Raw genomic sequence first — 23707 nt, 5'->3', positions numbered from 1 at the left:
CCACGCGGCGCCCCCGGGATCGCTTCCCCTGTCCTTCTTCACCGTCGCCCGCCCGTGCCCATCGCCTCGCCCCCGCCCTCCTCCGTCGCCGCCACCCGCTGGCTCGCGGTCGGCAGCCTCGTCGGCCTGATCGTGCTGGGCCTGGCCTGGGAGCTCTGGCTGGCGCCGCTGCGCCCCGGCGGTTCGCTGATGGCGCTCAAGGTGCTGCCGCTCGCGATCCCGCTGGCCGGCCTGCTGAAGAACCGCATGTACACCTACCGCTGGGTCAGCCTGATGGTCTGGCTCTATTTCACCGAGGGCGTGGTGCGCGCCTGGAGCGACACCAACGGCATCAGCCAGCTGCTCGCGCTGGTCGAGGTGCTGCTGTGCCTCGTGCTCTTCGTCGCCTGCGCCTGGCACGTCCGCCTGCGGCTGCGCCACGCCAAGGCCGCCGCCCGTCCCCTGGAGGCTTCCACCCCATGACCACTTCCGCTTCTTCCGCCGCCCTGATCGAGCGGCTGCGCGCCATCGTCGGCGCCAACCACCTGCTCAACGAGGGCGACCTCACGGCCTACGAACAGGACTGGCGCAAGCGCTCGCGCGGCAAGGCGCTGGCCGTGGTGCGCCCGGCCGATGCGCAGCAGGTGGCCGAGGTGGTCAAGGCCTGCGCCGAGGCCGGCACCGCCGTGATCCCGCAGGGCGGCAACACCGGCCTGGCGGTCGGCTCCATTCCCGACGACAGCGGCACCCAGGTCGTGCTGAGCCTGCAACGGCTCAACGCCATCCGCGAGATCGACGCGGCCAACCTCACGATGACGGTGGAGTCGGGCTGCATCCTGCAGACCCTGCAGGAGACCGCAGAAAAGGCCGGCTACCTGTTCCCGCTGAGCCTCGCGGCCGAGGGCAGCTGCACCATCGGCGGCAACCTCGCGACCAATGCCGGCGGCACGCAGGTCGTGCGCTACGGCAACACGCGCGAGCTCTGCCTGGGCCTGGAAGTGGTCACGCCGCAGGGCGAGATCTGGCACGGCACCAGCGGCCTGCGCAAGGACAACACCGGCTACGACCTGCGCGACCTGTTCGTCGGCAGCGAGGGCACGCTGGGCATCATCACGGCCGCCACGATGAAGCTCTACCCGCTGCCGGCCGCGCAACTCACGGCCTGGGCCGCCGTGCCCTCGCTCGACCACGCGGTCACGCTGCTGGGCCTGGCCCACAAGCAGCTGGGCCCGGGCCTCACGGGCTTCGAGGTGATGGGCAAGTTCGCGCTGAGCCTGGTCGACAAGCACATGCCGCAGCTGCGCGTGCCCTTCATCGGCGACGAGAACGTGCCCTACTGCGTGCTGCTCGAGAACTCCGACAGCGAATCGGAGGACCACGCGCGCGCGCGCTTCGAGGCCCTGCTCGAAACGGCGTTCGAGAACGGCTGCGTGACCGACGCCGTGGTGGCCGAGAACCTCGCGCAGGCGCACCAGCTCTGGCACATCCGCGAGAGCATCCCGCTCGCGCAGGCCGAGGAAGGCTTGAACATCAAGCACGACATCTCGATCCCCGTCTCGCGCATCCCGGCCTTCGTGACCGAGACCGACGCGCTGCTGGCGCGCGAGATCGCCGGCGTGCGGCTGGTGAACTTCGGCCACCTCGGCGACGGCAACCTGCACTACAACGTGCAGGCGCCCGAGAACGTCGATACCAAGGCCTTCCTGAAGAACGAGGAAGACCGCATCAACACGCTGGTCTACGAGGCGGTCGAGAAGTTCGGCGGCTCGTTCTCGGCCGAGCATGGCGTGGGTTCGCTCAAGGTCGAAACGCTCGAGAAGCACAAGTCGCCGGTGGCGCTCGAGATGATGCGCGCGATCAAGCGCGGGCTGGATCCGAAGAACATCCTGAATCCGGGGCGGGTGATCCGGGTCTGAGGTTTTTTCCGAACTCGGGGGCTCTTATCAGCGACAAACCCGTATCTCTCAACCCAGTCCCGGAAGGCTACGCCAACTGGCTGGGCGAGTTGAAGAACCGCATCCACAGCGCCCGGCAGCGGGCCGCGCTGGCGGTCAATCGCGAGCTGGTTCTGCTGTATTGGCAGATCGGCCGCGACATCCTGCAGCGGCAGGCCGAGCAAGGCTGGGGCGCCAAGGTCATCGAGCGACTGGCGCACGACCTGCGAACAGCCTTTCCCGAAATGAAAGGCTTTTCCCGCGCCAACCTGATGTACATGCGCTCCTTCGCCGACGCCTGGCCGGATGCGGCAATCGTCCAACAGGCTGTTGGACAATTGCCGTGGGGCCACAACCTGGTCTTGCTCGCCAGGATGAAGCAGCCGGAACAACGGCTGGCCTATGCCAGGCGCGCCGTGGCGCAAGGCTGGTCACGCGCCACGCTCGAAATCCACATCGAAACCCGTCTGCTCGAGCGAGAAGGCCAGGCGATCACCAACTTTGCCGACCGCCTCCCCGCACCAGGGACCGATCTGGCCCGGCAATCCCTCAAGGATCCCTATCTGTTCGACTTCCTGGATGTGGGCCAGGAGGCCAACGAGCGGGAAATCGAGGCGGCACTGGTCAAGCACATCACCCAGTTCCTGCTGGAGCTGGGTGCGGGCTTCGCCTTCGTCGGCCGCCAGGTTCACCTGGAAGTCGGCGGTGACGACTTCCATATCGACCTGTTGTTCTACCACCTCAAGCTGCGCTGCTACGTGGTCATCGAGCTGAAAGCCGAGAAGTTCAAGCCGGAACACCTCGGCCAGTTGAGCTTCTACCTGACCGCCGTCGATATGCAGGTCAAGGCCGAACAGGACAACCCCACCATCGGCCTGTTGCTGTGCAAGAGCAAGAACACCGTGGTGGCCGAATACGCATTGCGCGACAAGACTCAGCCCATCGGCGTGGCGGAATACCAGTTGATCGAATCCCTGCCCGAAGAACTGCAAACGAGTCTGCCCAGCATCGAGCAGATCGAGCGTGAATTGGGCGGGAGATCCTGAATCAGCGTCAATGCCCGAAGTCCCCGGGCCGCAACTCGATCGCCTGCCCATGCGGCGTGCGGTCGGCCGCGTGGTCCCAGGCCTCCCGGTAGCGCGCCAGTTCGTCGTGCGAACTCGCGCCCTTGCGCGCCACCAGCGTCTCGAGCGCGGCGAGCCAGTGCCGGTAGTAGGTGTCGCCCGCGTCGGGGTCGCCAGCGGCCTGCGCGGCCTGGATCTGCGCGGCCAGGGTCTCGGCCCACTCGCTCCAGCTGAACAGGCCCTTCTCGTGCAGCGCCAGCGTCATCGCGAAGGCCTGGGCCTGCCACGGCGCGCCGAAGACCGGGCCGTCGGCGTCGCGTGGCATGCCGGGGGCCAGCATCCCGTCGGGGTACTGCGTCATTCGGCCGCCTCCAGGTAGCTTTCCCAGGCATCGACCGACACCGAGAGCCGCTGCGCCTGCGAGCCCCAGAGCTCGGCTTCCTCGAACACCACCGTGTAGAGCCACTGCGGCGCCTCGCCCGCGCCCTGCGCGTTGCTGTCGGCGAACACGTGCGCGCCATGCAGCCGCTCGATGGTGCCGCGCCGCCCCTGCACATAGCCCGGCAGCCGCGTGTGATGGTCGACGCGGCCCGCGCGCATGCGCACCGCCTGGCCGATCGCGAAGCGCGCCGGCGCCGCGGCCGGCCGCTCGGTGGGCGCCCCCCTGGCCAGCACCGCGGCCACGTCGGCCGCATGCAGCACGCGCTTCACAGGCGCGGGCGCATGCAGCATGCGGCCCTGCGCGATCTCGTCCTCGAACAACTGGCCGCGCTCGATCATCAGCCGCTCGAGCGCCGCGAGCCAGATCCGGTAATAGCTCAGTTGCAGGTAGTGCGGCAAGGTCTCGCGCACGGCGCGGCTCGCATCGATGTTCCATGAACCGGTGGCGCCCATCGCGAGCACCAGCGCGAGCGCGCGCGGCTCCCAGTCGGCATGGAACAGCTCGCCCTCGGGCTCGGGCAGCACCGCGCCGAAGCCGGTGCGGCCGCCGAGGTCGGCCTGGGTCTGGTAATTCATACCGGGCTCCCCGGCGCATCGGCGAGCCGGGTGCCGATCATCGAATCGCGCGACACCAGCGCCGCGAGTTCCTCCTCGCCCAGGTGCTCGGTGCCCGCGGGCCGCTGCGGAATCACGAGGTAGCGCGCCTCGGCCGTCGAGTCCCAGATCCGGATGCGCGTGGTCTCGGGCAGCACGGTGCCGAAGTCCGCGAGCACGCCGCGCGGGTCGCGCACCGCGCGCGAGCGGTAGGGCGCGCTCTTGTACCAGGTGGGCGGCAGGCCCAGCACCGGCCACGGATAGCAGCTGCACAGGGTGCAGACCACCATGTGGTGCTGATCGTCGCTGTTGGCCACCGCCACCATGTGCTCGCCCTGGCGGCCGGTGTAGCCCAGCGAGGCGATGGCCGCGGTGGCGTCGGCCAGCAGCCAGTCGCGGAAGGCCGGGTCGACCCAGGCCCTGGCGACCACGCGCGCGCCGTTGCGCGGGCCGATGCGGGTCTGGTAGGTGTCGATCAGCGCGTCGAGCGCGGCCGGCTCGATGTAGCCCTTCTCGGTGAGCACGCTCTCGAGCGCGCGCACGCGCAGGTCCATCTCATCGAGCTCGCTGTGGTCATCGCCGTGGTCGTGGGTGTGTTCGCTCATGCCCCTCATGCTAAGCGCTGCGACCTACCAGCGGTAGGTCGCGGACGCCACCGCCTTGCGCCGCTCGCCGTAGAAGCAGCCGTAGGTGCACGAGGCGATGTAGGCCTTGTCGGCCAGGTTCGTGAGGCTGAACGCGTAGCGCCAGTGGCCCGTGTCGTACGACACCATCGCGTCGAACACGGTGTACGAGGGCACGATGCCGTTCACGTAGAGCCCGGTGGAGGCGCCCACGTAGCGCACGCCCAGCCCCGCGCGCAGGCCCGGCGCGCCGGCCGCGCCGAAGTCGTACTCGCCCCAGGCCGAGAAGGTGTTGTAGGGCACGTTGCCGCGGCGCTTGCCGACGTTGGCGGCGGTGGTGTCGGCGGTGACGCGCGCGTCGGTGTAGGCATAGGCGGCGATCAGGCTGGCGGAGCGGCCGATGCGCGTGCGCAGCTCGATCTCCAGCCCGCGCGAGCGCACCTCGCCGGTCTGCACCGAGAAGCCGGTGTCGACGGGGTCGGTCGACAGCACGTTCTGCTGCCTGAGCTGGTAGACGGCGGCGCTCAGCAGGGTGTCGCTGCCCCGCGGCTGGTAGCGCAGGCCGAGCTCGTACTGCTCGCCGCGCGTGGGCTCGAAGCGCGCGCCCATGCGGTCGACACCGCTCTGCGGCTGGAACGACTGGCTGAAGCTCGCGAACGGCGCGAGGCCGTTGTCGGCCAGGTAGACCAGGCCGGCGCGGCCGGTGGTGGCCGAGGTCTTCTCCTTCGAGTTCGGGGTCTCGCCGTCGACCGGCACCTGACGGTCGGTCACGCGGTCGTGCCGCGCGCCGAGCACCAACACCCAGCGCCCGGCGATCTTCATCTGGTCCTGCAGGTACAGCCCGGTGGCGTTGCCGGCCATGTCGGGGAAGTAGGTGTTCGGCACCGGCGCACCCGCGACGTAGACGTAGTTCGGCGCGTAGTAGTTGAACTGCGTGGCGATCTCGCGCGACGCGCGCCGCGTGGTGTAGGACTGGTAGGTGGTGTCCACGCCGGCCAGCAGCGTGTGCGCGACGGGGCCGGTGTCGACGCGGTACTCGAGCGAGGTGTCGGTGGTGCGCGCGCGCGAGCGGTCGCGGCGGTCGTAGGACTCATGGAAGGTGGAGCTGGCGCCGTCGGGGCTCACGCCGGCAGCGGCGGTGCTCGGGAAATCGACCTCCGAACGGAAGGCGTGCGCGCTGTGGCGCAGCTTCAGGCGATCGCTGAAGGCATGCTCGAAGCGGTAGCCGACGGCGGTGTTGGTGCCGGCGTAGCGGTCGCGCCCCGGCGTGCCGGTGTAGCGGCTGCTCGGCACCGGTCCGTGGATGTTCGGCAGGATCGTGACGCCGCCGGCCAGCCCGTACACGTAGTCGGTGCGGTTGCGCAGGTACTCGGCCTGCAGCGTGAGCGACGTCGCCGCGCTCGGCTGCCAGCGGATCGCGCCCGACAGGAAGCGCCGGTCGTCGGGCACGTGGTCGATGAAGGTGTTGCTGTCGCGCACGAGGCCCGTGAGCCGGTAGGTCAGCGTGCCCTGCTCGTCGAGCTTGCCGCCGAAATCGCCCTTGATCTGGCGGCGGTCGCGGTTGCCGAGCTCCACGCCCAGCTCGCGCAGCGGCTCGGCCGTGGGCTGCTTGGTGACGGTGTTGACCACGCCGCCGGGCGCGGCCGTGCCGTAGAGCAGCGAGGCCGCGCCCTTGAGCACCTCGGCGCGCTCGAGCCCGTAGAGCTCCTGCTGGCCGTCGTAGGCGTTGACCATGAACTTCGAGCCGTCGCGGTAGAGGCTGCCCGTGCCGGCGCCGGCCTGGAAGCCGCGGATCACGAACGAGTCGGTGGTGCGGTCGGCGCCTTCCGAGCGCCTCACGCCGGCCGTGTAGTTGAAGGCGTCGACCAGGCTGGTGGGCTGCTGGGCCTCGATCTGCTCGGCCGTGACCACCGAGATCGACTGCGGCGTCTCGAGGATCGGCGTGTCGGTCTTGGTGCCGGCCGTGCTGTGGCGCGCGATGTAGCCGTCGGCCGGTCCGCCGGCGGCGCGCTCGGCATTCACGCGCACCTCGGCGAGCATGGCCGACGGCGCGGGCGCCACCACCTGCGGCGCGGTGGGCGCGGCCGGCGCGCCCGCGCGCACGGTGTAGCCGCCCGCGTCGGTCGGCAGCAGCTCGAGGCCGCTGTCGGCCAGCGCGCGACGCAGCGCCTGCGGCGCGTCGTAGCGGCCGCGCACCGGTGCCGAGGCGCGCTGGCCGACCAGCGTGGCATCGACCGTGAGCGCCAGCCCGGCCTCGCGCGCGATGCGGTTGAGCGTGGCGCCGAGCGGGCCGGGCGGCAGGTCGTAGTCGCGCAGCATGGGGGCGGCCTGCGCCTGCGCGCGTGCTGCCGTCGGCAGCAGGGCCGGCATGGCGGTGGCGAACAGCAGCGCGGCGACGAGCGGGGTCGGACGGAACGGGAAGGACGAGGACAAGACGGGACTCCAGGCAGGGGAAGGACGAGGTTTCTCTTCCTGCTTGCCGGACGAGCTTCGAAAAGTGAGAGGGGGTGACCGAAAAAAAATCCGGCGCCGCCCCGATCCAGGCTTCAGCGCGGCGCCTGCCTCGGCTCGATGCGCAGCCACCAGCGCGTGCTGCCCACCAGCTCGACCGGCAGCGCCGCGGTGAGCGCCAGCAGCGCCCTGTCGGTGTCGTCCAGCGGCAGCGTGCCGGTCACGCGCAGGCCGGCCACGCGCGGGTCGACCGCGAGGTGGCCGGGCCGGTAGCGCGCGAGTTCGGCCACCACCTCGGACAACGGCTGGTCGTCGACCACCAGCATGCCGTCCTTCCAGGCATCGGTGTCGGGGCGCGCGGGGCCGGGGGTGCCTGCACCGTCCGCATGCAGTTCCAGGCTCTGGCCCTGCTGCACGACGCGTTCGCCTTCGCAGGCCTGCGCCGGATCGGCCGCGCAGCCGGCCGGCCGTGCCGCCACCGCGGACTGCGTGACCGTGAGCCGGGTGCCGGCGCCGTCGTCGAACCGGCGCACGACGAAGCGCGTGCCCAGCGCGCGCAGGCTGCCCTCTGGTGTCAGCACGACGAAGGGGCGCTGCTCGGCCGCGTCGCCATGGGCGGTCTCGATGGCGATCCCGCCGGCGCGCAGCACGATCGCGCGCCGGCTGCCATCGAAGGCCAGGTCGACCGCGCTGCGGGTGTCGAGGTGCAGCACGCTGCGGTCGGGCAGCACCACGGTGAGCCGCTCGCCGGTGCCGGTGCGGTAGTCGGCGCTCAGGGTGGCCAGCGGCTCGAAGCGGTCGACCGCGACCAGCCCCAGCAGCAGCGCGGCCAGCAGCCCCAGCACGCCCGCGGACTGCTTCCAGCGCCGCGCGGCGCCGCTGCGCACCAGCGCCGAACGCACGGCCTCGCTGCGCGCGGGCGCCAGTTGGGCGTCGAGCTCGCCGAGCTGGGCCCAGGCGCGCCGGTGGTCGGCGTGGGCGTCGAGCCAGCGGCGCAGGCCTTCGGCATCGCGCGCGTCGGCCTCGCCCGAGCCCATGCGCAACTGCCAGCCGATCGCCGCGTCGAGCACGGCCGCGGACACCGGCAGCGAGGCCGAGGCCTGCGCGCTCATGCCGACGCTGCCGGCAGCGCGACGCCGAAACGCAGTTCGTAGCCGCGGCGCGCGGCCGTCGCCAGGTATTGCCGTACCCGCGGCACCGACACGCCGAGCTGCGCCGCGATCTCGGCATGGGTCATGCCGTCGAGCCGGCTGTGCAGCCGGGCGGCGCGGGTCTTGGGCGTGAGGCTCGCGAGCAGCGCATCGAGCGCGCGCAGCGCCTGCACCGCTTGCAGCTGCTCCTCGGGCGAGGGATAGAGCGCCGGCGGCAGCGCCGCGAGGTCGGCGAGGTAGGCACGCTCCAGGTCGGCACGGCGGAAGCGGTCGATCAGCAGGCCGCGCGCCACCGTCGTCAGGTAGGCCCGCGGCTCCTTCATCTCGACCGGCGCCGCCTGCGGCGGCCGCGCGGCCAGCAGCCGCACGAAGGCATCGTGCGCGAGGTCGGCCGCATCCTCGGCGCAGCCCAGCCGGCGCCGCAGCCAGGCCTGCAGCCAGCCGTGATGGCTGCGGTAGAGCACCTGGAGGCTGTCGTCGAGGGCCGGGGCGGACACGGGTTGCGCTTGCGGAATGTTGAGAATAGTTCTCATCTTATAGTCTTGGCCTGCCCGGCCAGCCGCCGGCCCCTCATCCGAATAAGATTCGGGGCTCCAGCCCCGCCGTCCCGGGCGCGCCGTTGCCGCCGCCCTCCACCGCCATGACCCAACGCCCCATCCGCTCCCAGTACGAAGACTTCATGCGCCACGTCGACACCCACGGCGTGTACAAGAGCGACCGCACCGGCACCGGCACCAGGAGCGTGTTCGGCCACCAGATGCGCTTCGACCTCAACGAGGGCTTCCCGCTGGTCACCACGAAGAAGGTGCACGTCAAGTCCATCATCCAGGAGCTGCTGTGGTTCCTGACCGGCTCGAGCAACAACAACTGGCTCAAGGAACGCGGCGTCACCATCTGGGACGAGTGGGCACGCGAGGACGGCGACCTGGGCCCGGTGTACGGCGTGCAGTGGCGCAGCTGGCCCACGCCCGACGGCGGCCACATCGACCAGATCGCCGAGGTCGTGAAGACGCTCAAGTCCAACCCCGATTCGCGCCGCATCATCGTGAGCGCCTGGAACGTGGCCGAGCTCTCGAAGATGGCGCTGATGCCCTGCCACGCCTTCTTCCAGTTCTACGTGGCGCCGCCGCAGAACGACGGCGAGCGCGGCCGGCTCAGCTGCCAGCTCTACCAGCGCAGCGCCGACATCTTCCTCGGCGTGCCCTTCAACATCGCGAGCTACGCGCTGCTCACGCACATGATGGCGCAGCAGTGCGACCTCGACGTCGGCGACTTCATCTGGACCGGCGGCGACTGCCACATCTACAGCAACCACGCCGAGCAGGTCGCTCTGCAACTGAGCCGCGAGCCCTACCCCTATCCCACGCTGCGCATCGAGCGCAAGCCCGACTCGATCTTCGACTACCGGTACGAGGACTTCGCGTTCGAGGACTACCGGCACCACGACCCGATCAAGGCGCCGGTGGCCGTCTGAGGCCCGTGGCCTCCCGCTGAACCGGGCGCTCCCTTGAGCACGGCCGCGCAGGACCATCCGGCCGCCCCTTCCCCCGGCCCGCGCGCCGCGCTGGCCTTCATGGCCGTGCTGGCCGAACTGAGCTTCGTGGGCGCCTCCATGCTCGCGTGGGCGCCGCTCATCCTGCTGCAGGCGATCTTCCTCGGCCCGACGGTGGCCACCGTGGTGGGCATTGCCTTCGTCCTCGGCACCTGGTGGGTGGTGCAGCCCCCGGCGCCGCCGGCCCCGGTCCTGCTGCACCGCGAGCAGGCACCGGCGCTGTTCGCGGCGCTCGACGCGCTGCGCGAACGCCTGGACGCACCGCCGCTGCATGGCGTGGCGCTGGTCGAAGAGCTCAATGCCGCGGCCCGGCTGTCGGGCGGCTTCCTCTCGCTGGTCGGCGGCCGCCGCACCTTGCTGCTCGGCGTGCCGCTGCTGCGGCTGCTCGGCCCGCAGGAGGCCCTGGCGGTGATCGCGCACGAGCTCGGCCATTTCTCGCGCCACCACGGGCGCCTCGGCCACTGGATCTACATCGTGCGGGCCAAGTGGGACGTCTACCTCGACAGCGACCCCGCGCACGATTCGGGCATCGACCGGCTGCGGCGCTGGATCGCCTCGGCCTTCCTGCCGCGCTTCATCCGGCTGTCGATGCAGCGTTCGCGCGCCTGCGAGTTCGAGGCCGACGCGCTGGCCGCGCGCGCCTGCGACGCCACCAGCCTGGTGCAATCGCTGGCCCGGCTCGAGCTGGCCGATGCGTTGATGCGCGACGGCCTGCGCACGCGGCTGCACGAACTGCAGGCAGCCTCGATCCATCCGCCGGCCGCCTTCTGGGACCTGGTCGCCGACAGCCTGCGCGACGAACCCGCGGCGCGCCAGGCCGCGGCTCTCGAGGCCGGCAGCCGGCGCCCGGCACGCCGCAACGACTCGCATCCACCGCTGGCCGAACGGGCCGACGCGCTCGGCGAGCCGGTGGCGCCGCCCTCTTGGACCGACGCTCCCTGTGCCGGCGAAAGCCTGCTGGGCCCGCTCTGGCGCGAGACTTTCGATGGCGCCAATGCGCGCTGGTCCGAGCAGATCGCGCCGGCATGGCGGCTGCGCCACCTGCACCTCGCGGCACTGCGTGCCGGCCCCGATCCGGCCAACACCGCCATCGACCCGCGCCAGTACACGCTGCAGCGCTTGCAGGCCGACGACGAGATCGCCGCCTCCGAACAAAGCCTCGCGGCCCTGCGCCAGCATGCGCAGTCGCAGCCCGACGACGCCCCCGCCCAGTACGCGCTGGGCCTCGCGCTGCTGGCGCGCGAACGGCCCGAAGGCATCGAGCAGGTGCGCGTCGCGATCCGGCTCGACCGGCGCTTCGCGGTGGCCGGCTATGGCGCGATCCTGTCGCAGCTCGAGCTGCACGGCAGCGAGGCCGAGCTCAGCGAGTTCACCAGGCGCCGCGCCCTCGCGGCCGAGAAGCTGGAATCGCTGGACACCGGCCTGTGGCAGCACCTGCTGAAGGAGGAGCTCGCGGCCCCGCCGCCCTGGGCCCGCGCGCTGCTGCTCGAAGCCATCGCCGAGGACCGCGCGCTCGACGCCTGCTGGGTGCTGCGCACCGAGCGCAGCAACGACGCGGGGCAGCGCTTCACGCTCAACATCTTCGTGGCGCGCGTGTGCCACGACCTGATGGCGGCCGACGAGGTCGACGAGGACCTGCTGGCCGCGCGCTACGGCAGCTACCTGCGCACCCTGTTCCCGCACAACGAACTCGCGCGCGTCCTGCTGCGCTTCGACACCGAGGTCTTCCATCCGCCGCTGCTCGAGCGCTTCGCGCGCCTTCCCGGCTGCGAAATCCGCCGGCCCACGCGGCCGATCAACGTGGACGTGGTCAGAATAGACTCGCTCTGAATACGTCCCGCCTGCCATGAACCTCAACCTCATCTTCGCGCGCGCCGCCAACGGCGTCATCGGCGCCGCCAACACCATCCCCTGGCACCTGCCCGAGGACATGGCGCACTTCAAGGCGCGCACGCTGGGCGCGCCGGTCATCATGGGCCGCAAGACCTGGGACTCGCTGCCGCCGCGCTTCCGGCCGCTGCCGGGGCGGCGCAACATCGTGGTCACGCGCCAGGCCGGCTGGCAGGCCGAGGGCGCGCAGCGCGTGGGCAGCCTGCGCGAGGCGCTCGAGGCCTGCGAGCGGCTCGAGGCGCCCGATGTCTGGGTGATCGGCGGCGCGCAGATCTATGCCGAGGCCGAGCCCTTCGCGCGGCGCGCACTGGTCACCGAGATCGCGCGCGACTACGAGGGCGATGCCTTCGCGCCGGTGCTCGACGCCAGCGCCTGGCGCGAGACGCAGCGCGAGTCGCACGTGTCGGCCAAGGAGGGCCTGGCCTTCAGCTTCGTGACGTACGAGCGCGTCACGGCCGGCGCATGACACTGGCGTTGCGCCGGCGCACGCTGCTGGCCGGCGCCGCGCTGGCGGCCGGCAGCCTCGCATCCGCGCCCGCGCTGGCGGCCGAGCCGATGGAGCCCGACGAGGAAGCGCTGTTCATGAACGGCACCGCGCGGCCCACCGACGACGGCCGGCTCGAGGTCGACATCCATGCCTGGGTCTACGAGCGCGAGCGCCGCTGGGGCCTCAATGCCGCGTTCGCGCGCTACCTCGGTCTCAATCTCAAGAAGCTCTCGCCGGCCGCGCAGCTGCGCTTCAACCAGCGCACCGCGCTGTTCCATGCCGAGTCGGAGGACGGCAAGGTGTTCGACGTGGAATTCGACGGCAGCCCCGGGCGCAAGACCATGCCGCCCTCGGGCGCCGATGGCCGCGTCAACGTGCGGCAGGTGATCGAGGTGCCGCGGCTGTCGCCCGCGCAGCAGTGGCTCGAGTTCCACGCGGTCACCGGCCCCGGCGAACTGCTGCACCGTTTCCGCGGCCGCGCGCTGATCGTGCCGGCACAGGGCCTGTCGGTGATCTCGGACATCGACGACACCATCAAGCGCACCCAGGTGCGCGAGCGGCGCGAGATGCTGCTCAACACCTTCGCGCGCCGCTTCGAGCCCGCGCCCCACATGGCCGGCTGGTACCGCGCGCTCGCGAGTGCGCCCGACACGCGCTTCCACTACCTGTCGGCCAGCCCGATCCAGCTCTATCCGCCGCTCGCGGAGTTCGTGCGCGAGGCCGGTTTTCCGCCGGGCAGCATGCACCTGCGCGAGAGCACGACCTGGCGCACGCTGATCCCGGGCGACGAGGATTCGCGCGCGCACAAGCTCGGCGTGATCGCGCGCCTGCTGGCCGACTTCCCGCAGCGCCGCTTCGTGCTGGTCGGCGATTCGGGCGAGGCCGATCCCGAGATCTACGCCAAGGTGTTCCGCGACAACCCCGGGCGCATCGACGGCATCGTGATCCGCGACGTGACCGGCGAGGGCCGGCTGTCGGAACGCTACCGCGCCACCTTCGAGGGCATCGATCCGGTGCTGTGGCACCTCATCGCGCCCGACACGACGGCGTGGCCGATGCAGGCCCAGACCCAGGCCGCGCGTTAGAGCCTTGCGCGCGGCGTGCTCGCGCGGTGCACAAGAATTCCAATGCCCGATCGTGACGGCCCTCACGGTCGATGCGTGCACGCGGCCGATAGGCCATCTCCTCCTGCCAATTGCGGTGATAGCTTCGTTGACGGTCTCCAGAAAAACTTTCGAAAAGAGTAATTCTGGATTCCTTCAATTGATTAACGCTTCATATGCAAGGAGAAATAACCATGCTCGAATTCGTCGACATGAGCGACAGCCGCGCCGTTCGCAACAAGAACAACATCCTGGGCTTCTACGACCTGGTGATCAACCAGAAGAAGGCCGAAGAGTCTGTGCACCGGTTCGTCAGCGCCGCCTATGTCCAGCACAACCCCTTGATCGGCGATGGCGCGGACGCCCTGGGGAAATTCTTCGGCAAGATCACCAGGGAACGCATCCTGGCACGCGTCGTGGTCCACAAGATCGTGGCCATTGGCGACCATGTGTGGGCCCACGTGAATTTCCTGAATCTCTTCAATGACGATCCGGAAGACACGGGAATCGCCGGCGTCGATATCTACAAGATGGATGCTGACGGAAAAGCGATCGAGCATTGGGACACGCTGCAGCCCGTGGGCAATCCCGGGAATTCGGCCCCCTGGCTCGCACCGGATATTCCGCGCGCCAATTCGAATGGCATGTTCTGACGGGAACGAGGCAACGAACCATGCTGGACAAGAACAAGGCACTCGTTCAACGATTCTTCGCCGCCATCGAGAGCGCCGACTTCGGCGTTTTCGACGACATCGTCGCGCTCGACTACGACGATCACCTGCCCGGGCAAGGCCGGGGACGCGAAACCCTCAAGCAGTATTTCAGGGGCCTGCATTCGGCCTTTGCCGATCTGAAGCTGCCGATCTCGGCCCTCGTCGCCGAAGGCGACAAGGTGGCGGTGCTGAATGCCGTACGCGGAACGCACCACGGCGATTTCGCGGGCCTCGCGGCCACGGGCAGGACCATCGATGCGCCGGCCTTCCAGCTCTACCGGATCGAGGACGGACGCCTCGCTGAGCATTGGGAGGTCGCGGACTTCTCGACGCTGATGCGGCAGCTCCAGGGTTGAGGATTCGGCCACGGCCGAGCCCCCTCCCTGCCCCCAAGCGACACCGCTGGAAACGAAGCGCCGCGCCACGCGCGACGCTTTACGAAAAAGAGTGCTTCCGTACTGCCGGACTGCCAGCTGACATAGGCACGAGCGGCGCAGGGTTTAGTCTGTCCTAAGAGTTTCTGCGCACAATGTCACGGACCCATTGCCATCAACGTTCAAGGAGAAGGCACATGTCCATGGAGTTTCTTCGGACGATCGCCGAGCAGAAATTGCCATACGTCGTGCACGCGCCCGCCGAGATCGACAAGCTGCGCGTGCTGCGCGCCGCGGACCTCGTGACGGCCTTCATTCCCCCGTCCGAGCGCCATCCCCAAGGCCGCGCGATCCGCCAGCTGGCCCAGGTCGAGAGCATCACGGCCAAGGGCATGCTGGCGCTCAACAAGGCGACCTCGGCGTTCATCGAGCTGTAGCACGCCAGGCTTCGGGCGAACAACCGAACTGGGTGCCGAACCAGCGGGTGAAGGCACTGTGCGTGCTGTAGCCCAGCATCGCCGCCACCTCGCCCAGGCTGTGGCGGCCATTGGCCACGTAGCGCCGCGCGAGTTCCTGACGGACGTCGTTGACCAGTTGCTTGAAGGTCAGCTCGCGCGCATCGAGCTGGCGCTGCAAGGTGCGCATGCTGAGCCCCAGGCCCTGCGCCACCGACTTGCAGGTGGCCCGCCCCGCCGGCAGCATCAGGTAGATGGCCTTGCGCACCTCCTGGTCGATCGAGCGCTCGCGCTCGCCGGGAACGGCATCGATCAGCTTGCGCGCATAGGCCGCCAGCACGGGATCGCCGCCCGGATTGGGCACGTCGAGGTCCGCCGCGCGGCACACCAATCCGTTGAAGCTGCCGTCGAACTCGACCGGGCACTGGAAGAAGCGGCGATGAAAGGACGCATCGGCCGGCGGCCCATGGCTGAAGCTCACGCTGGCGGGCCGCCAGCGGTCGCCCAGCAAGGCCGCGCACATCCGGTAGAGCACGCCGATCGCGAGCTCGATCGACTGCCGCGCCGGCACCGACACGGCCAGTTCCTCGCGCAGCAGCACCAGCTTGCCGACGTCCTCGACCTGGATCGCCAGCCTTTCGTTGAGCAGGTGCAGGTGCTCGATCAGCGTGAGCAGCACCTGCCGCAAGGTCGGCTGGTGCATCAGCAGCAGGCTGAGCACCCCGAAGTTCGATAGCTGGCGCCGCGCGGCGATGCGCAGTCCGAAGGACTCGCAGCCCGTGTCGCGCGCCGCGTCCTCGAGCAGGCGGGCCACGCGGTCGGCCTCGATCAACTGGTCCGGCTCGCGCAGCATCCTGGCGCGCAGCCCGGCCCTGCGCAGCGCCGCGCCGGGGTCGTGGCCAAGCTCCTGCGCGACCTCCGAGAAGTTCGTCAACGCCGCCGCGCGCACCAGTGCCGTCATGCCGAGCCTTTCCAGGATGGCGGGAATTCTGGCATCAAATGCACAGCGATTGGCACCGAATGCAAAGCGCCGCCGAGGGCCCGCTCCTACAGTTGCCCCATGCCCGCACCCCGGAGGCCGGGGCGGGCAGACCGCAAAAAAGAACGGAGACAAGACATGCGCATCGAAGCGATGACCTGCGCCATCGGCGCCCAGCTCAGCGGCGTCAGCCTGGCCGATGCGGCCCGGGACGACGGCCTGTTCGAGGAAATCCGGGCGCTGCTGCTGCGGCACAAGGTGCTGTTCCTGCGCGACCAGAAGATCAGCCGGGCCGAGCACGTGGCCTTCGCGCGGCGCTTCGGCGAACTGGAGGACCACCCGGTCGCCGGCAGCGATCCGGAGCACCCGGGGCTGGTGCGCATCTACAAGACGCCGGACGCGCCCAACGACCGCTACGAGAACAGCTGGCACAGCGACGCCAGCTGGCGCGAGACGCCGCCGATGGGCTGCGTGCTGCGCTGCGTCGAGTGCCCGCCCGTGGGCGGCGACACGATGTGGGCCAACATGGCGCTGGCCTACGAGCGCCTGCCCGGGCACGTGAAGGAGCTGATCGCGCCGCTGCGCGCCCGCCACAGCATCGAGTGCACATTCGGCGCGGCGATGCCGATCGCGCAGCGCCTCGCGCTCAAGGCCCGCTATCCCGACGCGGAGCACCCCGTGGTGCGCATCCATCCCGAAACCGGCGAGCGGGTGCTGTACGTCAACGGCTTCACGACGCACTTCACCAACTTCCACACGCCCGCCAACGTGCGCTACGGCCAGGATTTCACGCAGGGCACGTCGGCGCTGCTGCAGTACCTCGTCAACCAGGCCGCCATCCCCGAGTACCAGGTGCGCTGGCGCTGGGAGCCCGACAGCGTGGCGATCTGGGACAACCGCGCCACGCAGCACTACGCGGTGATGGACTACCCGCCCTGCCACCGCAAGATGGAACGCGCCGGCATCGTCGGCACGCCGACCGCCTGATCCGCCTGACCCGCTTTTCCCCCTTCGCACCACCCGCATCCCCGGAGCCCTCGATGAACTTCCTAGACGGTCACCTGTTCCCCGAAAACCAGCAGCCGCTGATCATCACCGCCGCCCCCTACGCACCGTCCTGGCTGCCCTCGGACTTCCCCGGCGAGATCGCCGTGACGATGGAGGAGCAGGTCCAGAAGGCGGTGGACTGCTACGAAGCCGGCGCCACCGTGCTGCACCTGCATGTACGCGAACTCGACGGCAAGGGTTCCAAGCGCCTGTCCAAGTTCAACGAGCTGATCGCCGGCGTGCGGGCGCGCGTGCCCGAGATGATCATCCAGGTCGGCGGCTCGATCTCGTTCGCGCCCGAGAGCGAGGGCGCGGCCGCCAAGTGGCTGTCGGACGACACGCGCCACATGCTGGCCGAGCTCGACCCCAGGCCGGACCAGGTCACGGTGACGATCAACACCTCGCAGATGAACATCCTCGAGCAGTTCGACCTGCGCGACATCCGCGGCACCTCGATGGAGGACCCGGTCGTCTTCAATGCCTACAAGGAGATGACGGTGCCGGCGCAACCGGGCTGGGCCGAGGAGCACATCCGCCGCCTCAGCGCCGCGGGCATCCAGAGCGCCTTCCAGTGCTACAACATCAACAGCTTCGAGTCGGTCGAGCGGCTGATGCGCCGCGGCATCTACAAAGGCCCGCTGGTCCTCAACTGGGTCGCGATCGGCGGCGGCATGGACGCGCCGAACATCTACAACCTCGCCAACTTCGTGCGCGCGGTGCCCGACGGCGCGGTGCTCACGGTGGAGAGCTCGGTGCTCAACGTGCTGCCGGTCAACATGATGGGCATCGCCATGGGCCTGCACGTGCGCTGCGGCACCGAGGACAACCTCTGGAACCAGTCGCGCACCGCCAAGATCGGCACCGCCGCGCAGGTCGAACAGCTGGTGCGCATCGCGCGCGAATTCGGCCGCCCGATCGCGACCGCGCAACAGGCGCGCGAGATCTCGCAGATCGGCGTGTTCCACGACACGGTGGAAGAAACGCTTCGGGCCAACGGCTTCGCGCCCAACCGCAACGGCGGCCAGCAGGGCTTCCTGCGCAAGGCCGCCTGAACCTCCACGCACCGGAGCAGCCATGCCGCGCCTCACGCATCTCGCCGCCCTGCTCGTCGCCGCCGCGTCGGCGCTGGGCTCGCCCTGGACCCACGCCTACACCGACAAGCCGGTCAAGATGATCGTTCCCGCGCCGCCGGGCGGCACCATCGACGTGCTCGCGCGCATCGTGGGCGACCAGCTCTCGCGCGACATCGGCCAGCCGGTGGTGGTCGAGAACAGGCCGGGCGCCGGCGGGGCGATCGCCGTCAAGTACCTGCTGTCCCAGCCGGCCGACGGCCAGACGCTGATGATGACCGCCAGCAACGTGCTCACCGAGGTGCCGCACGTCCTCAAGGGCGGCTTCGATCCGCTCAAGGACGTGCAGCCGGTCGCGCTGATGGCGCGCTCCTCGCTGCTGCTGATCGCCTCGCCGCAGTTCCCGGCCAGGGATGCGAAGGAGGCGATCGCCTATGTGAAGGCCCATCCGGGCCAGGTCTCCTACGCCTCCTACAGCGCGGGCACGGCTTCGCAGTACGCGGGCGCCATCCTCAACCAGGCGGCCGGGCTCGACATGCAGCACGTGCCCTACCCCGGTTCCGCGCCCGCGCTGGCGCAGGTCATGGGCGGCCAGGTGCCGCTGATGTTCGACGGCTCGGTCACGGCCCGGCCGCTGATCGCCGCCAACAGGGTCCGGCTGCTGGCGGTCGCGACCCAGGCCCGGCTGCCCGAATTTCCCGCCGTGCCCACCTTCGCCGAGCTGGGCTACCCGGCGCTCGACTTCGCCAACTGGACCGGCGTGATCGCCTCCTCGCAGATGCCGGCGCCGCTGGTCGAGAAGATCCACGCGGTGCTGCGCAAGGTCGCGGCCAACCCGGCGGTGCGCGCGAGCGTGGCCAACGCCGGCTTCGAGCCGATGGCGGACCGCACGCCAGTGCAGGCGCAGGAGGCACTGCGCGAGGAGTTCGTCCGCAACGCCGGCATCGTCAAGCGCTACGACATCCGCCTGAACTGAAGACCATCCAGAACAACGAGGAGACATCGCCATGCCCCAAGCCATCCGCTTCCACGAGACCGGCGGTCCCGAGGTCCTGCGGCTCGAGAACGTCGAGGTCGCGGACCCCGGTCCCGGCCAGGCGCGCGTGCGCCACAGCTTCATCGCGGTCAACTTCATCGACATCTACTTCCGCACCGGCCGCTATCCGCTGGCGCTGCCCGACGGGCTGGGCTCGGACGCGGTCGGCGTGGTGGAGGCCGTCGGCCCCGGCGTGACGGAGGTCAAGGCCGGGGACCGCGTGGGCTATCTCATCGGTCCGCAGGGCGCCTACTCGCAGGTCCGCGTGATGCCCGCCGCGGTGCTGATCCCGCTGCCCGAGGGCCTCCCCGACCGCACCGCCGCCACGCTGATGATGAAGGGCATGACGGCGCAGTACCTGTTCCGCCAGGTCCGTCCGCTGCAGGCCGGCGAGACCATCCTCTACCACGCGGCCGCCGGCGGCGTCGGCCTGATCGCCTGCCAGTGGGCGCGCGCCCTGGGCGTCACGATGATCGGCACCGTCAGCACCGACGAGAAGGCGGCGCTCGCCCGGGCCGCCGGCTGCGCCCACGTCATCGTGACCGCGCGCGAGAACACCGTCGAGCGCGTGCGCGAGATCACCGGCGGCCACGGCGTGCCGGTGGTCTACGACTCGGTGGGCAAGGACACGCTGATGGATTCGCTGGACTGCCTGCAGCCACGCGGCACGCTGGTCAGCAACGGCACCTCCTCGGGCTCGGTGGTGATCGACTCGCAGCTGCTCGCGGCCAAGGGCTCGCTGTGGATGACGCGGCCGGCGATGGCGCACTACATCCAGCCGCGCGCCCACATGCTCGAGATGGCGCGCGAGCTGTTCGACCACGTGCTGGCCGGGCGCATCGTCAGCGAGCCGCAACGCAGCTTCGCGCTCGCCGATGCGGCGCAGGCCCATCGCGCGCTCGAGTCGCGCCAGACGGCCGGATCGACCGTGCTGGTCCCCTGAGGAAGCCCGCCATGAAGACCACCACGCTGGCCCTGTCGCTGCTGGCCGCCACGGGCGGTGCCGCCGCGCAATCCGCCCTCACCGTGTTCGGCGTCGTCGACGCCGGCATCAGCCACTACAGCACCCGCAGCCGGTCCTGGGGCCTCGCGGCGCCGCGCCAGGTCAGGCAGAGCCAGACCACGCTCTCGCCCTCGGGCTACGCGTCCAGCCGGCTGGGCTTTCGCGGCACCGAGGACCTGGGCGGCGGCCTCGCGGCCGGCTTCTGGCTCGAGGCGCCGCTGGCCAACGACAACGGCGGCGGCATCGGCAACTTCGGCCGCCGTTCCACCCTGAGCCTCTCGGGACCGTTCGGCGAGTTGCGCCTGGGCCGCGACTACACCGCCTCGTTCTGGAACGACGGCGTGTTCGATCCCTTCGGCGTCAACGGCGTCGGCACCAATCTGATCGCCGTGGTCAACAGCAACCTCGCCGCCTCGCGGGCGCTCGCCACCGGCGGCCTGCTCAACGGCGCGCTCTCCGCCGGCACCGACAGCCACCTGCGCACCAGCAACGCCCTCAGCTACTTCCTGCCGCCGGGGCTCGGCGGCTTCTACGGCCAGGTGCAGTACGCCTTCCACGAGAACGTGAAGGCGAGCGACGCGAGCGACAGCCCGTCCGGGCGCGGCCGCTATGCCGGCGCGCGCGTGGGATGGACCGGCGGTCCGGCCGACGTGGCGCTGGGCTACGGCGAGAGCACGCTGGTGAGCGCCGCGCCCGGCGGCGAGAAGATCAGGAGCCTGAACCTCGGCGGCTCCTACGACTTCGGCGCGGTGAAGCTGTTCGGCGAATGGTCCCGCGTGCGGAATGCGCGCGACGACGCCGGCCTGTTCGGCAGCCGGGCCACCGACCGCTACGACGGCTTCGTCGCCGGCCTCAACATGCCGGTGGGGCCGGGCCTCGTGCGCGCCTCGTTCGCGCGCGTGAATTTCAGCAACGGCAACGGCGTGCCTGGCGGCAACGCCTCGGTCGACAAGCTGGCGCTGGGCTACGTGCACAACCTGTCCAGGCGCACCGCGCTCTATGCGACGGTGGCGCGCATCGGCATCCGCGACGGCCACAACAATCCGGGCGTGATGGGTGTCACCCCGCTGGTGCTGAGCCTGCCGGCGATCTTTCCGCAGGCGGCCTACGTCACCAAGGGCGGCATGGAACCGCGCGGCGCGACCGGCTACGACGTCGGCATCCGGCATGCCTTCTGATCGCGCGGGACCCGCGGGTCAGCGCCCGCGGCCGCCGGCCTTCTTCGCGTCGAAGCCGAGCATCTTCATCGCCGCATTCGGACTGCGCGCCCCCTTCGCATAGCCCTCCCACGGCGCATTGCCGCGATCGAGCCGCGTGTGGATGTCGCGCAAGGTCCAGTGCGCGCCGCCGCGCAGGTCGGGCACCTCGTCCCATGCCACCGGCACCGACACGCCCATGCCCGGCCGCGCGCGCACCGACCAGGCGCTGACCGTGGTCGCGCCGAAGCCGTTGCGCAGGTAGTCGATGAAGATGCGGCCCACGCGGTTCGAGGGCCCGCTCTTCGCCACGAACAGTTGCGGCAAGGTGCGCGCCATGTGGCGCACGATGGCCTGCGAAAAATCCTTCACCGCGTCCCAGCCGTGCACGCGGCGCAGCGGCACCACCACGTGCAGGCCCTTGCCGCCGCTGGTCTTGCAGAAGGGCACGAGCCCGAGCTCGACCAGGATCACGCGCATCAGTTCCACCGCCTGCAGCATCGCGGGCCAGTCGACGCCCTCGCCGGGGTCGAGGTCGAAGGTCATGCGGTCGGGCTTGTCGATCGCGGACTTGACGGCGTTCCAGGTGTGCAGCTCGATCACGTTCATCTGCGCCGCGCCCGGCAGGCCGAGCGCTGCCGCCACCTCGATCAGCGCGGGATGTTCGGGCCACAGCGCGGCATCGAGCTGGCGGATGCCCTCGATGCTGCCGTCCTCGAGATGCTTCTGGAAGAACAGCTGCCCGCCGATGCCGCGCGGCGCGCGCACCAGCGACACCGGCCGGCCGCGCAGGTGCTCCATCATCAGCGGCGCGACCAGGCCGTAGAAGCGCACCACCTCGACCTTGGTGATGCCGGTCGACGCATCGACCACGCGCTCGGCATTCGAGACCTTGAAATTCGCGGGCAAGGTGGCGGCCGGGCCTTTCGTCTGGGTCTTCGCCTTGGTCTTCGCCTGCTCCCGGTCCGCCGCGCGCGCGGGCACCGGCGCCTCGCGCACGATCTGCTTCGCGGGCTTGTCGTCGCGCAACGCATGGAACACCGGGTGGCGCACATGGCCGTCCTGCGTCCATTCGGAGAACGTGACCTCGGTCACCAGCACCGGCTTCACCCAGTGCGCGCGGCGCTCGTTCTCGATACGCTGCTTGAACGGGCGTTGGTCGATGGCCAGGGGCTTCAGCCGCGCGAAGATCTCGGCCAGCGAGCGCTCGTTGAAGCCCGTGCCCACGCCGCCCGCGAACACCAGCTCGCCGTGTTCGTCATGCACGCCGAGCAGCAGCGAGCCGAAGCCCGTGCGCGAGCCCTGCGGGTCGGTGTAGCCGGCGATCACGAACTCCTGCCTGCGCGCGCACTTGAGCTTGATCCAGTCGGGCGAACGGCGCGAGCGGTAGGCGCTGCCGCGCCGCTTGCCGATCACGCCCTCGAGCCCGATGCGGCAGGCCGAGGCCACGATGTCCTCGGGCGGTGCGTCGAAGACCGCGCTGAAGCGGATCTCGGGCGGCGGATCGGCGAGCAGCCGCTCGAGCAGCGCGCGCCGCTCGACCAGCGGCACGGCCCGCAGGTCGTGGCCGTCGTAGTACGGCAGGTCGAACAGGAAGTAGACGATGTCCTGGGTGCGCGTGCTGTCGAAGGCGCTCTGCAGTGCCTGGAAGTCGGTGCGGCCGGCCTCGTCGAGCACCACGATCTCGCCGTCGAGCCAGCCCGGCTTCAGCTTCATGCGCTGCAGCGCGCGTACCAGGTGCGGCATGCGATCGCTCCAGTCGTGGCCGTTGCGCGTGAACAAGCGCACCGTCTTGCCCTCGATGCGCGCGAGCAACCGGTAGCCGTCGAACTTGATCTCGTAGACCCAGTCGCCGGGATCGGGCGGCGGCCCGTCGACCAGCGTGGCGAGCACCGGCGCGAGCTTGGGCGGAGGCTCGGCCTCGACGGCTTCTTCGGGCCACTCGGAACGCTTTCGCGCCGCCTTCTTCGCGGCGGGCTTCGACACTGTGCTCGCCCGCGGCATCGCGAGCGCGGCCACGCTGTCGGGGAACTGGTCGACCACGCTGAATTCCGCGGCCTCGCGCGCGAACTCGTCGCGTTCCTTGATCAAGAGCCACGGATCGCCGCTGCCCTCCTTGCGCGCCTTCATGCGCACCAGCGCCCAGCGGCCGCGCAGCTTGTGGCCATGCAGCTCGAACTTGATGTGGCCCGCGCGGTAGTCCTTGCGCAGATTGCCCAGCGGCACCCAGAAACCCTTGTCCCAGACGATCACCTTGCCCGCGCCGTACTGCTTCGCGGGAATCTCGCCCTCGAAGGCGTTGTACGACACCGGGTGGTCCTCCACATGCATCGCCATGCGCTTGTCGTGCGGGTCGTAGCTCGGCCCCTTGGGCACGGCCCAGCTCTTCATGGTGCCGTCGATCTCGATGCGGAAGTCGTAGTGCAGGCTGCGCGCCCAATGCTTCTGCACCACGAACTGCAATGCGCCGGGCAGCGACTCGCCGCCCTCGGCGGGCTCGGGCGTGATGTCGAAGTTGCGCTTTTCCTTGTAGCGCTTCAGTGCGGCGGTGCGCGCCATGCGGGG

At 70.2% G+C, this 23707-nt stretch carries 23 protein-coding genes; 15 read left to right on the top strand and 8 right to left on the bottom strand.

The features are described 5' to 3' along the window. Positions 1-54 precede the first annotated feature (54 nt). Genes R0232_RS11245 through R0232_RS11235 form a run of 3 tightly spaced genes read left to right on the top strand, consistent with a single transcriptional unit; the run spans position 55 to position 2959 of the window. Positions 55-462, top strand: coding sequence for a DUF2069 domain-containing protein (locus tag R0232_RS11245; RefSeq protein ID WP_093343246.1), 408 nt, complete (start codon positions 55-57; stop codon positions 460-462). Next, positions 459-1895 (top strand): FAD-binding oxidoreductase, encoded by a 1437-nt coding sequence (locus R0232_RS11240; RefSeq protein WP_431512150.1) that lies wholly within the window; start codon positions 459-461, stop codon positions 1893-1895. The genes R0232_RS11245 and R0232_RS11240 overlap by 4 nt, the downstream gene beginning before the upstream one ends. 26 nt (positions 1896-1921) lie before the next feature. Further along, a complete protein-coding gene (locus tag R0232_RS11235) occupies positions 1922-2959 on the top strand; it encodes a PDDEXK nuclease domain-containing protein (protein WP_208507674.1) in 1038 nt (345 codons plus the stop codon). A 7-nt stretch (positions 2960-2966) separates the two neighbouring features. On the opposite strand, the gene R0232_RS11230 is transcribed toward R0232_RS11235, so the two are convergent. The 6 genes from R0232_RS11230 to R0232_RS11205 form a co-directional block, all read right to left on the bottom strand. Next, the gene (locus tag R0232_RS11230) at positions 2967-3338 is read right to left on the bottom strand and encodes a nitrile hydratase accessory protein (protein ID WP_413764044.1); all 372 of its coding nucleotides are present in this window, start codon (positions 3336-3338) and stop codon (positions 2967-2969) included. Next, a complete protein-coding gene (nthB, locus tag R0232_RS11225; RefSeq protein WP_431512149.1) occupies positions 3335-3994 on the bottom strand; it encodes a nitrile hydratase subunit beta in 660 nt (219 codons plus the stop codon). The genes R0232_RS11230 and nthB overlap by 4 nt, the downstream gene beginning before the upstream one ends. Then, complete coding sequence (gene nthA, locus R0232_RS11220) at positions 3991-4617, bottom strand: nitrile hydratase subunit alpha (RefSeq protein ID WP_431512148.1); 627 nt, start codon at positions 4615-4617, stop codon at positions 3991-3993. The genes nthB and nthA overlap by 4 nt, the downstream gene beginning before the upstream one ends. A gap of 24 nt (positions 4618-4641) precedes the next feature. After that, positions 4642-7068 carry a TonB-dependent siderophore receptor gene (locus R0232_RS11215; RefSeq protein ID WP_431512147.1) on the bottom strand — a complete coding sequence of 809 codons (2427 nt, stop codon included), beginning with the start codon at positions 7066-7068 and terminating at the stop codon, positions 4642-4644. Positions 7069-7181: 113 nt separating this feature from the next. Continuing rightward, on the bottom strand, positions 7182-8198 hold the full coding sequence (locus tag R0232_RS11210; RefSeq protein ID WP_431512146.1) for a FecR domain-containing protein: 1017 nt from the start codon (positions 8196-8198) through the stop codon (positions 7182-7184). Then, a complete protein-coding gene (locus R0232_RS11205; protein ID WP_431512145.1) occupies positions 8195-8734 on the bottom strand; it encodes a sigma-70 family RNA polymerase sigma factor in 540 nt (179 codons plus the stop codon). Before R0232_RS11205 ends, R0232_RS11210 begins: the two co-directional genes overlap by 4 nt. A 143-nt stretch (positions 8735-8877) precedes the next feature. On the opposite strand from R0232_RS11205, the gene R0232_RS11200 reads away from it, so the two are divergent. The 7 genes from R0232_RS11200 to R0232_RS11170 all read left to right on the top strand — a co-directional run bounded on the left by R0232_RS11200 (position 8878) and on the right by R0232_RS11170 (position 14793). Further along, entirely contained in the window at positions 8878-9711 is an 834-nt protein-coding gene (locus R0232_RS11200; RefSeq protein ID WP_431512144.1) for a thymidylate synthase, read from the top strand. 33 nt (positions 9712-9744) lie between these two features. Next, entirely contained in the window at positions 9745-11619 is a 1875-nt protein-coding gene (locus R0232_RS11195; protein ID WP_431512143.1) for a M48 family metalloprotease, read from the top strand. 16 nt (positions 11620-11635) lie between these two features. Next, positions 11636-12145, top strand: coding sequence for a dihydrofolate reductase (locus tag R0232_RS11190; RefSeq protein ID WP_431512142.1), 510 nt, complete (start codon positions 11636-11638; stop codon positions 12143-12145). Then, on the top strand, positions 12142-13251 hold the full coding sequence (locus tag R0232_RS11185; protein ID WP_431512141.1) for a phosphatidate phosphatase App1 family protein: 1110 nt from the start codon (positions 12142-12144) through the stop codon (positions 13249-13251). Before R0232_RS11190 ends, R0232_RS11185 begins: the two co-directional genes overlap by 4 nt. A 212-nt stretch (positions 13252-13463) precedes the next feature. Next, positions 13464-13922, top strand: coding sequence for a nuclear transport factor 2 family protein (locus R0232_RS11180; protein ID WP_208508900.1), 459 nt, complete (start codon positions 13464-13466; stop codon positions 13920-13922). Between the two features lie 20 nt (positions 13923-13942). Next, positions 13943-14338: an ester cyclase gene (locus R0232_RS11175; protein WP_422097640.1), complete on the top strand. Its 396-nt coding sequence runs from the start codon at positions 13943-13945 to the stop codon at positions 14336-14338. 221 nt (positions 14339-14559) lie between these two features. Continuing rightward, positions 14560-14793: a hypothetical protein gene (locus R0232_RS11170; RefSeq protein WP_281081207.1), complete on the top strand. Its 234-nt coding sequence runs from the start codon at positions 14560-14562 to the stop codon at positions 14791-14793. On the opposite strand, the gene R0232_RS11165 is transcribed toward R0232_RS11170, so the two are convergent. Continuing rightward, the gene (locus R0232_RS11165) at positions 14780-15772 is read right to left on the bottom strand and encodes an AraC family transcriptional regulator (RefSeq protein WP_296778501.1); all 993 of its coding nucleotides are present in this window, start codon (positions 15770-15772) and stop codon (positions 14780-14782) included. The genes R0232_RS11170 and R0232_RS11165 overlap by 14 nt on opposite strands. A 156-nt stretch (positions 15773-15928) precedes the next feature. On the opposite strand from R0232_RS11165, the gene R0232_RS11160 reads away from it, so the two are divergent. From R0232_RS11160 to R0232_RS11140, 5 genes are read left to right on the top strand one after another with little or no spacing between them, the layout of a single operon-like run. Beyond that, complete coding sequence (locus R0232_RS11160; protein ID WP_431512140.1) at positions 15929-16777, top strand: TauD/TfdA dioxygenase family protein; 849 nt, start codon at positions 15929-15931, stop codon at positions 16775-16777. Positions 16778-16830: 53 nt separating this feature from the next. Next, complete coding sequence (locus R0232_RS11155) at positions 16831-17889, top strand: 3-keto-5-aminohexanoate cleavage protein (RefSeq protein ID WP_208508896.1); 1059 nt, start codon at positions 16831-16833, stop codon at positions 17887-17889. Between the two features lie 22 nt (positions 17890-17911). Beyond that, positions 17912-18883, top strand: a complete 972-nt coding sequence (locus tag R0232_RS11150; protein WP_431512139.1) for a Bug family tripartite tricarboxylate transporter substrate binding protein — start codon at positions 17912-17914, stop codon at positions 18881-18883. A 31-nt stretch (positions 18884-18914) separates the two neighbouring features. Continuing rightward, complete coding sequence (locus R0232_RS11145) at positions 18915-19886, top strand: quinone oxidoreductase family protein (protein WP_431512138.1); 972 nt, start codon at positions 18915-18917, stop codon at positions 19884-19886. An 11-nt stretch (positions 19887-19897) separates the two neighbouring features. Beyond that, entirely contained in the window at positions 19898-21124 is a 1227-nt protein-coding gene (locus tag R0232_RS11140) for a porin (RefSeq protein WP_431512137.1), read from the top strand. 18 nt (positions 21125-21142) lie between these two features. On the opposite strand, the gene ligD is transcribed toward R0232_RS11140, so the two are convergent. Continuing rightward, positions 21143-23701, bottom strand: coding sequence for a DNA ligase D (gene ligD, locus R0232_RS11135; RefSeq protein ID WP_431512136.1), 2559 nt, complete (start codon positions 23699-23701; stop codon positions 21143-21145). Between the last annotated feature and the right edge of the window lie 6 nt (positions 23702-23707).

This window comes from Variovorax sp. DAIF25, assembly GCF_050711835.1.
Taxonomy (GTDB): domain Bacteria; phylum Pseudomonadota; class Gammaproteobacteria; order Burkholderiales; family Burkholderiaceae_C; genus Variovorax.
Note: the sequence above shows the minus strand (reverse complement) of the source record. Positions and strands in the feature narration are given on the sequence as shown.

Excerpts from the sequence above, each read along its gene's own strand:
- R0232_RS11165 (WP_296778501.1), bottom strand. The coding sequence starts at position 15,772 with ATGACGGCACTGGTGCGCGCGGCGGCGTTGACGAACTTCTCGGAGGTC.
- R0232_RS11150 (WP_431512139.1), top strand. The coding sequence starts at position 17,912 with ATGCCGCGCCTCACGCATCTCGCCGCCCTGCTCGTCGCCGCCGCGTCG.
- R0232_RS11160 (WP_431512140.1), top strand. The coding sequence starts at position 15,929 with ATGCGCATCGAAGCGATGACCTGCGCCATCGGCGCCCAGCTCAGCGGC.
- R0232_RS11180 (WP_208508900.1), top strand. The coding sequence starts at position 13,464 with ATGCTCGAATTCGTCGACATGAGCGACAGCCGCGCCGTTCGCAACAAG.
- R0232_RS11145 (WP_431512138.1), top strand. The coding sequence starts at position 18,915 with ATGCCCCAAGCCATCCGCTTCCACGAGACCGGCGGTCCCGAGGTCCTG.
- R0232_RS11190 (WP_431512142.1), top strand. The coding sequence starts at position 11,636 with ATGAACCTCAACCTCATCTTCGCGCGCGCCGCCAACGGCGTCATCGGC.
- R0232_RS11170 (WP_281081207.1), top strand. The coding sequence starts at position 14,560 with ATGGAGTTTCTTCGGACGATCGCCGAGCAGAAATTGCCATACGTCGTG.
- R0232_RS11185 (WP_431512141.1), top strand. The coding sequence starts at position 12,142 with ATGACACTGGCGTTGCGCCGGCGCACGCTGCTGGCCGGCGCCGCGCTG.
- R0232_RS11140 (WP_431512137.1), top strand. The coding sequence starts at position 19,898 with ATGAAGACCACCACGCTGGCCCTGTCGCTGCTGGCCGCCACGGGCGGT.
- R0232_RS11200 (WP_431512144.1), top strand. The coding sequence starts at position 8,878 with ATGACCCAACGCCCCATCCGCTCCCAGTACGAAGACTTCATGCGCCAC.
- R0232_RS11175 (WP_422097640.1), top strand. The coding sequence starts at position 13,943 with ATGCTGGACAAGAACAAGGCACTCGTTCAACGATTCTTCGCCGCCATC.
- nthB (WP_431512149.1), bottom strand. The coding sequence starts at position 3,994 with ATGAATTACCAGACCCAGGCCGACCTCGGCGGCCGCACCGGCTTCGGC.
- R0232_RS11230 (WP_413764044.1), bottom strand. The coding sequence starts at position 3,338 with ATGACGCAGTACCCCGACGGGATGCTGGCCCCCGGCATGCCACGCGAC.
- ligD (WP_431512136.1), bottom strand. The coding sequence starts at position 23,701 with ATGGCGCGCACCGCCGCACTGAAGCGCTACAAGGAAAAGCGCAACTTC.
- R0232_RS11210 (WP_431512146.1), bottom strand. The coding sequence starts at position 8,198 with ATGAGCGCGCAGGCCTCGGCCTCGCTGCCGGTGTCCGCGGCCGTGCTC.
- nthA (WP_431512148.1), bottom strand. The coding sequence starts at position 4,617 with ATGAGCGAACACACCCACGACCACGGCGATGACCACAGCGAGCTCGAT.
- R0232_RS11240 (WP_431512150.1), top strand. The coding sequence starts at position 459 with ATGACCACTTCCGCTTCTTCCGCCGCCCTGATCGAGCGGCTGCGCGCC.
- R0232_RS11155 (WP_208508896.1), top strand. The coding sequence starts at position 16,831 with ATGAACTTCCTAGACGGTCACCTGTTCCCCGAAAACCAGCAGCCGCTG.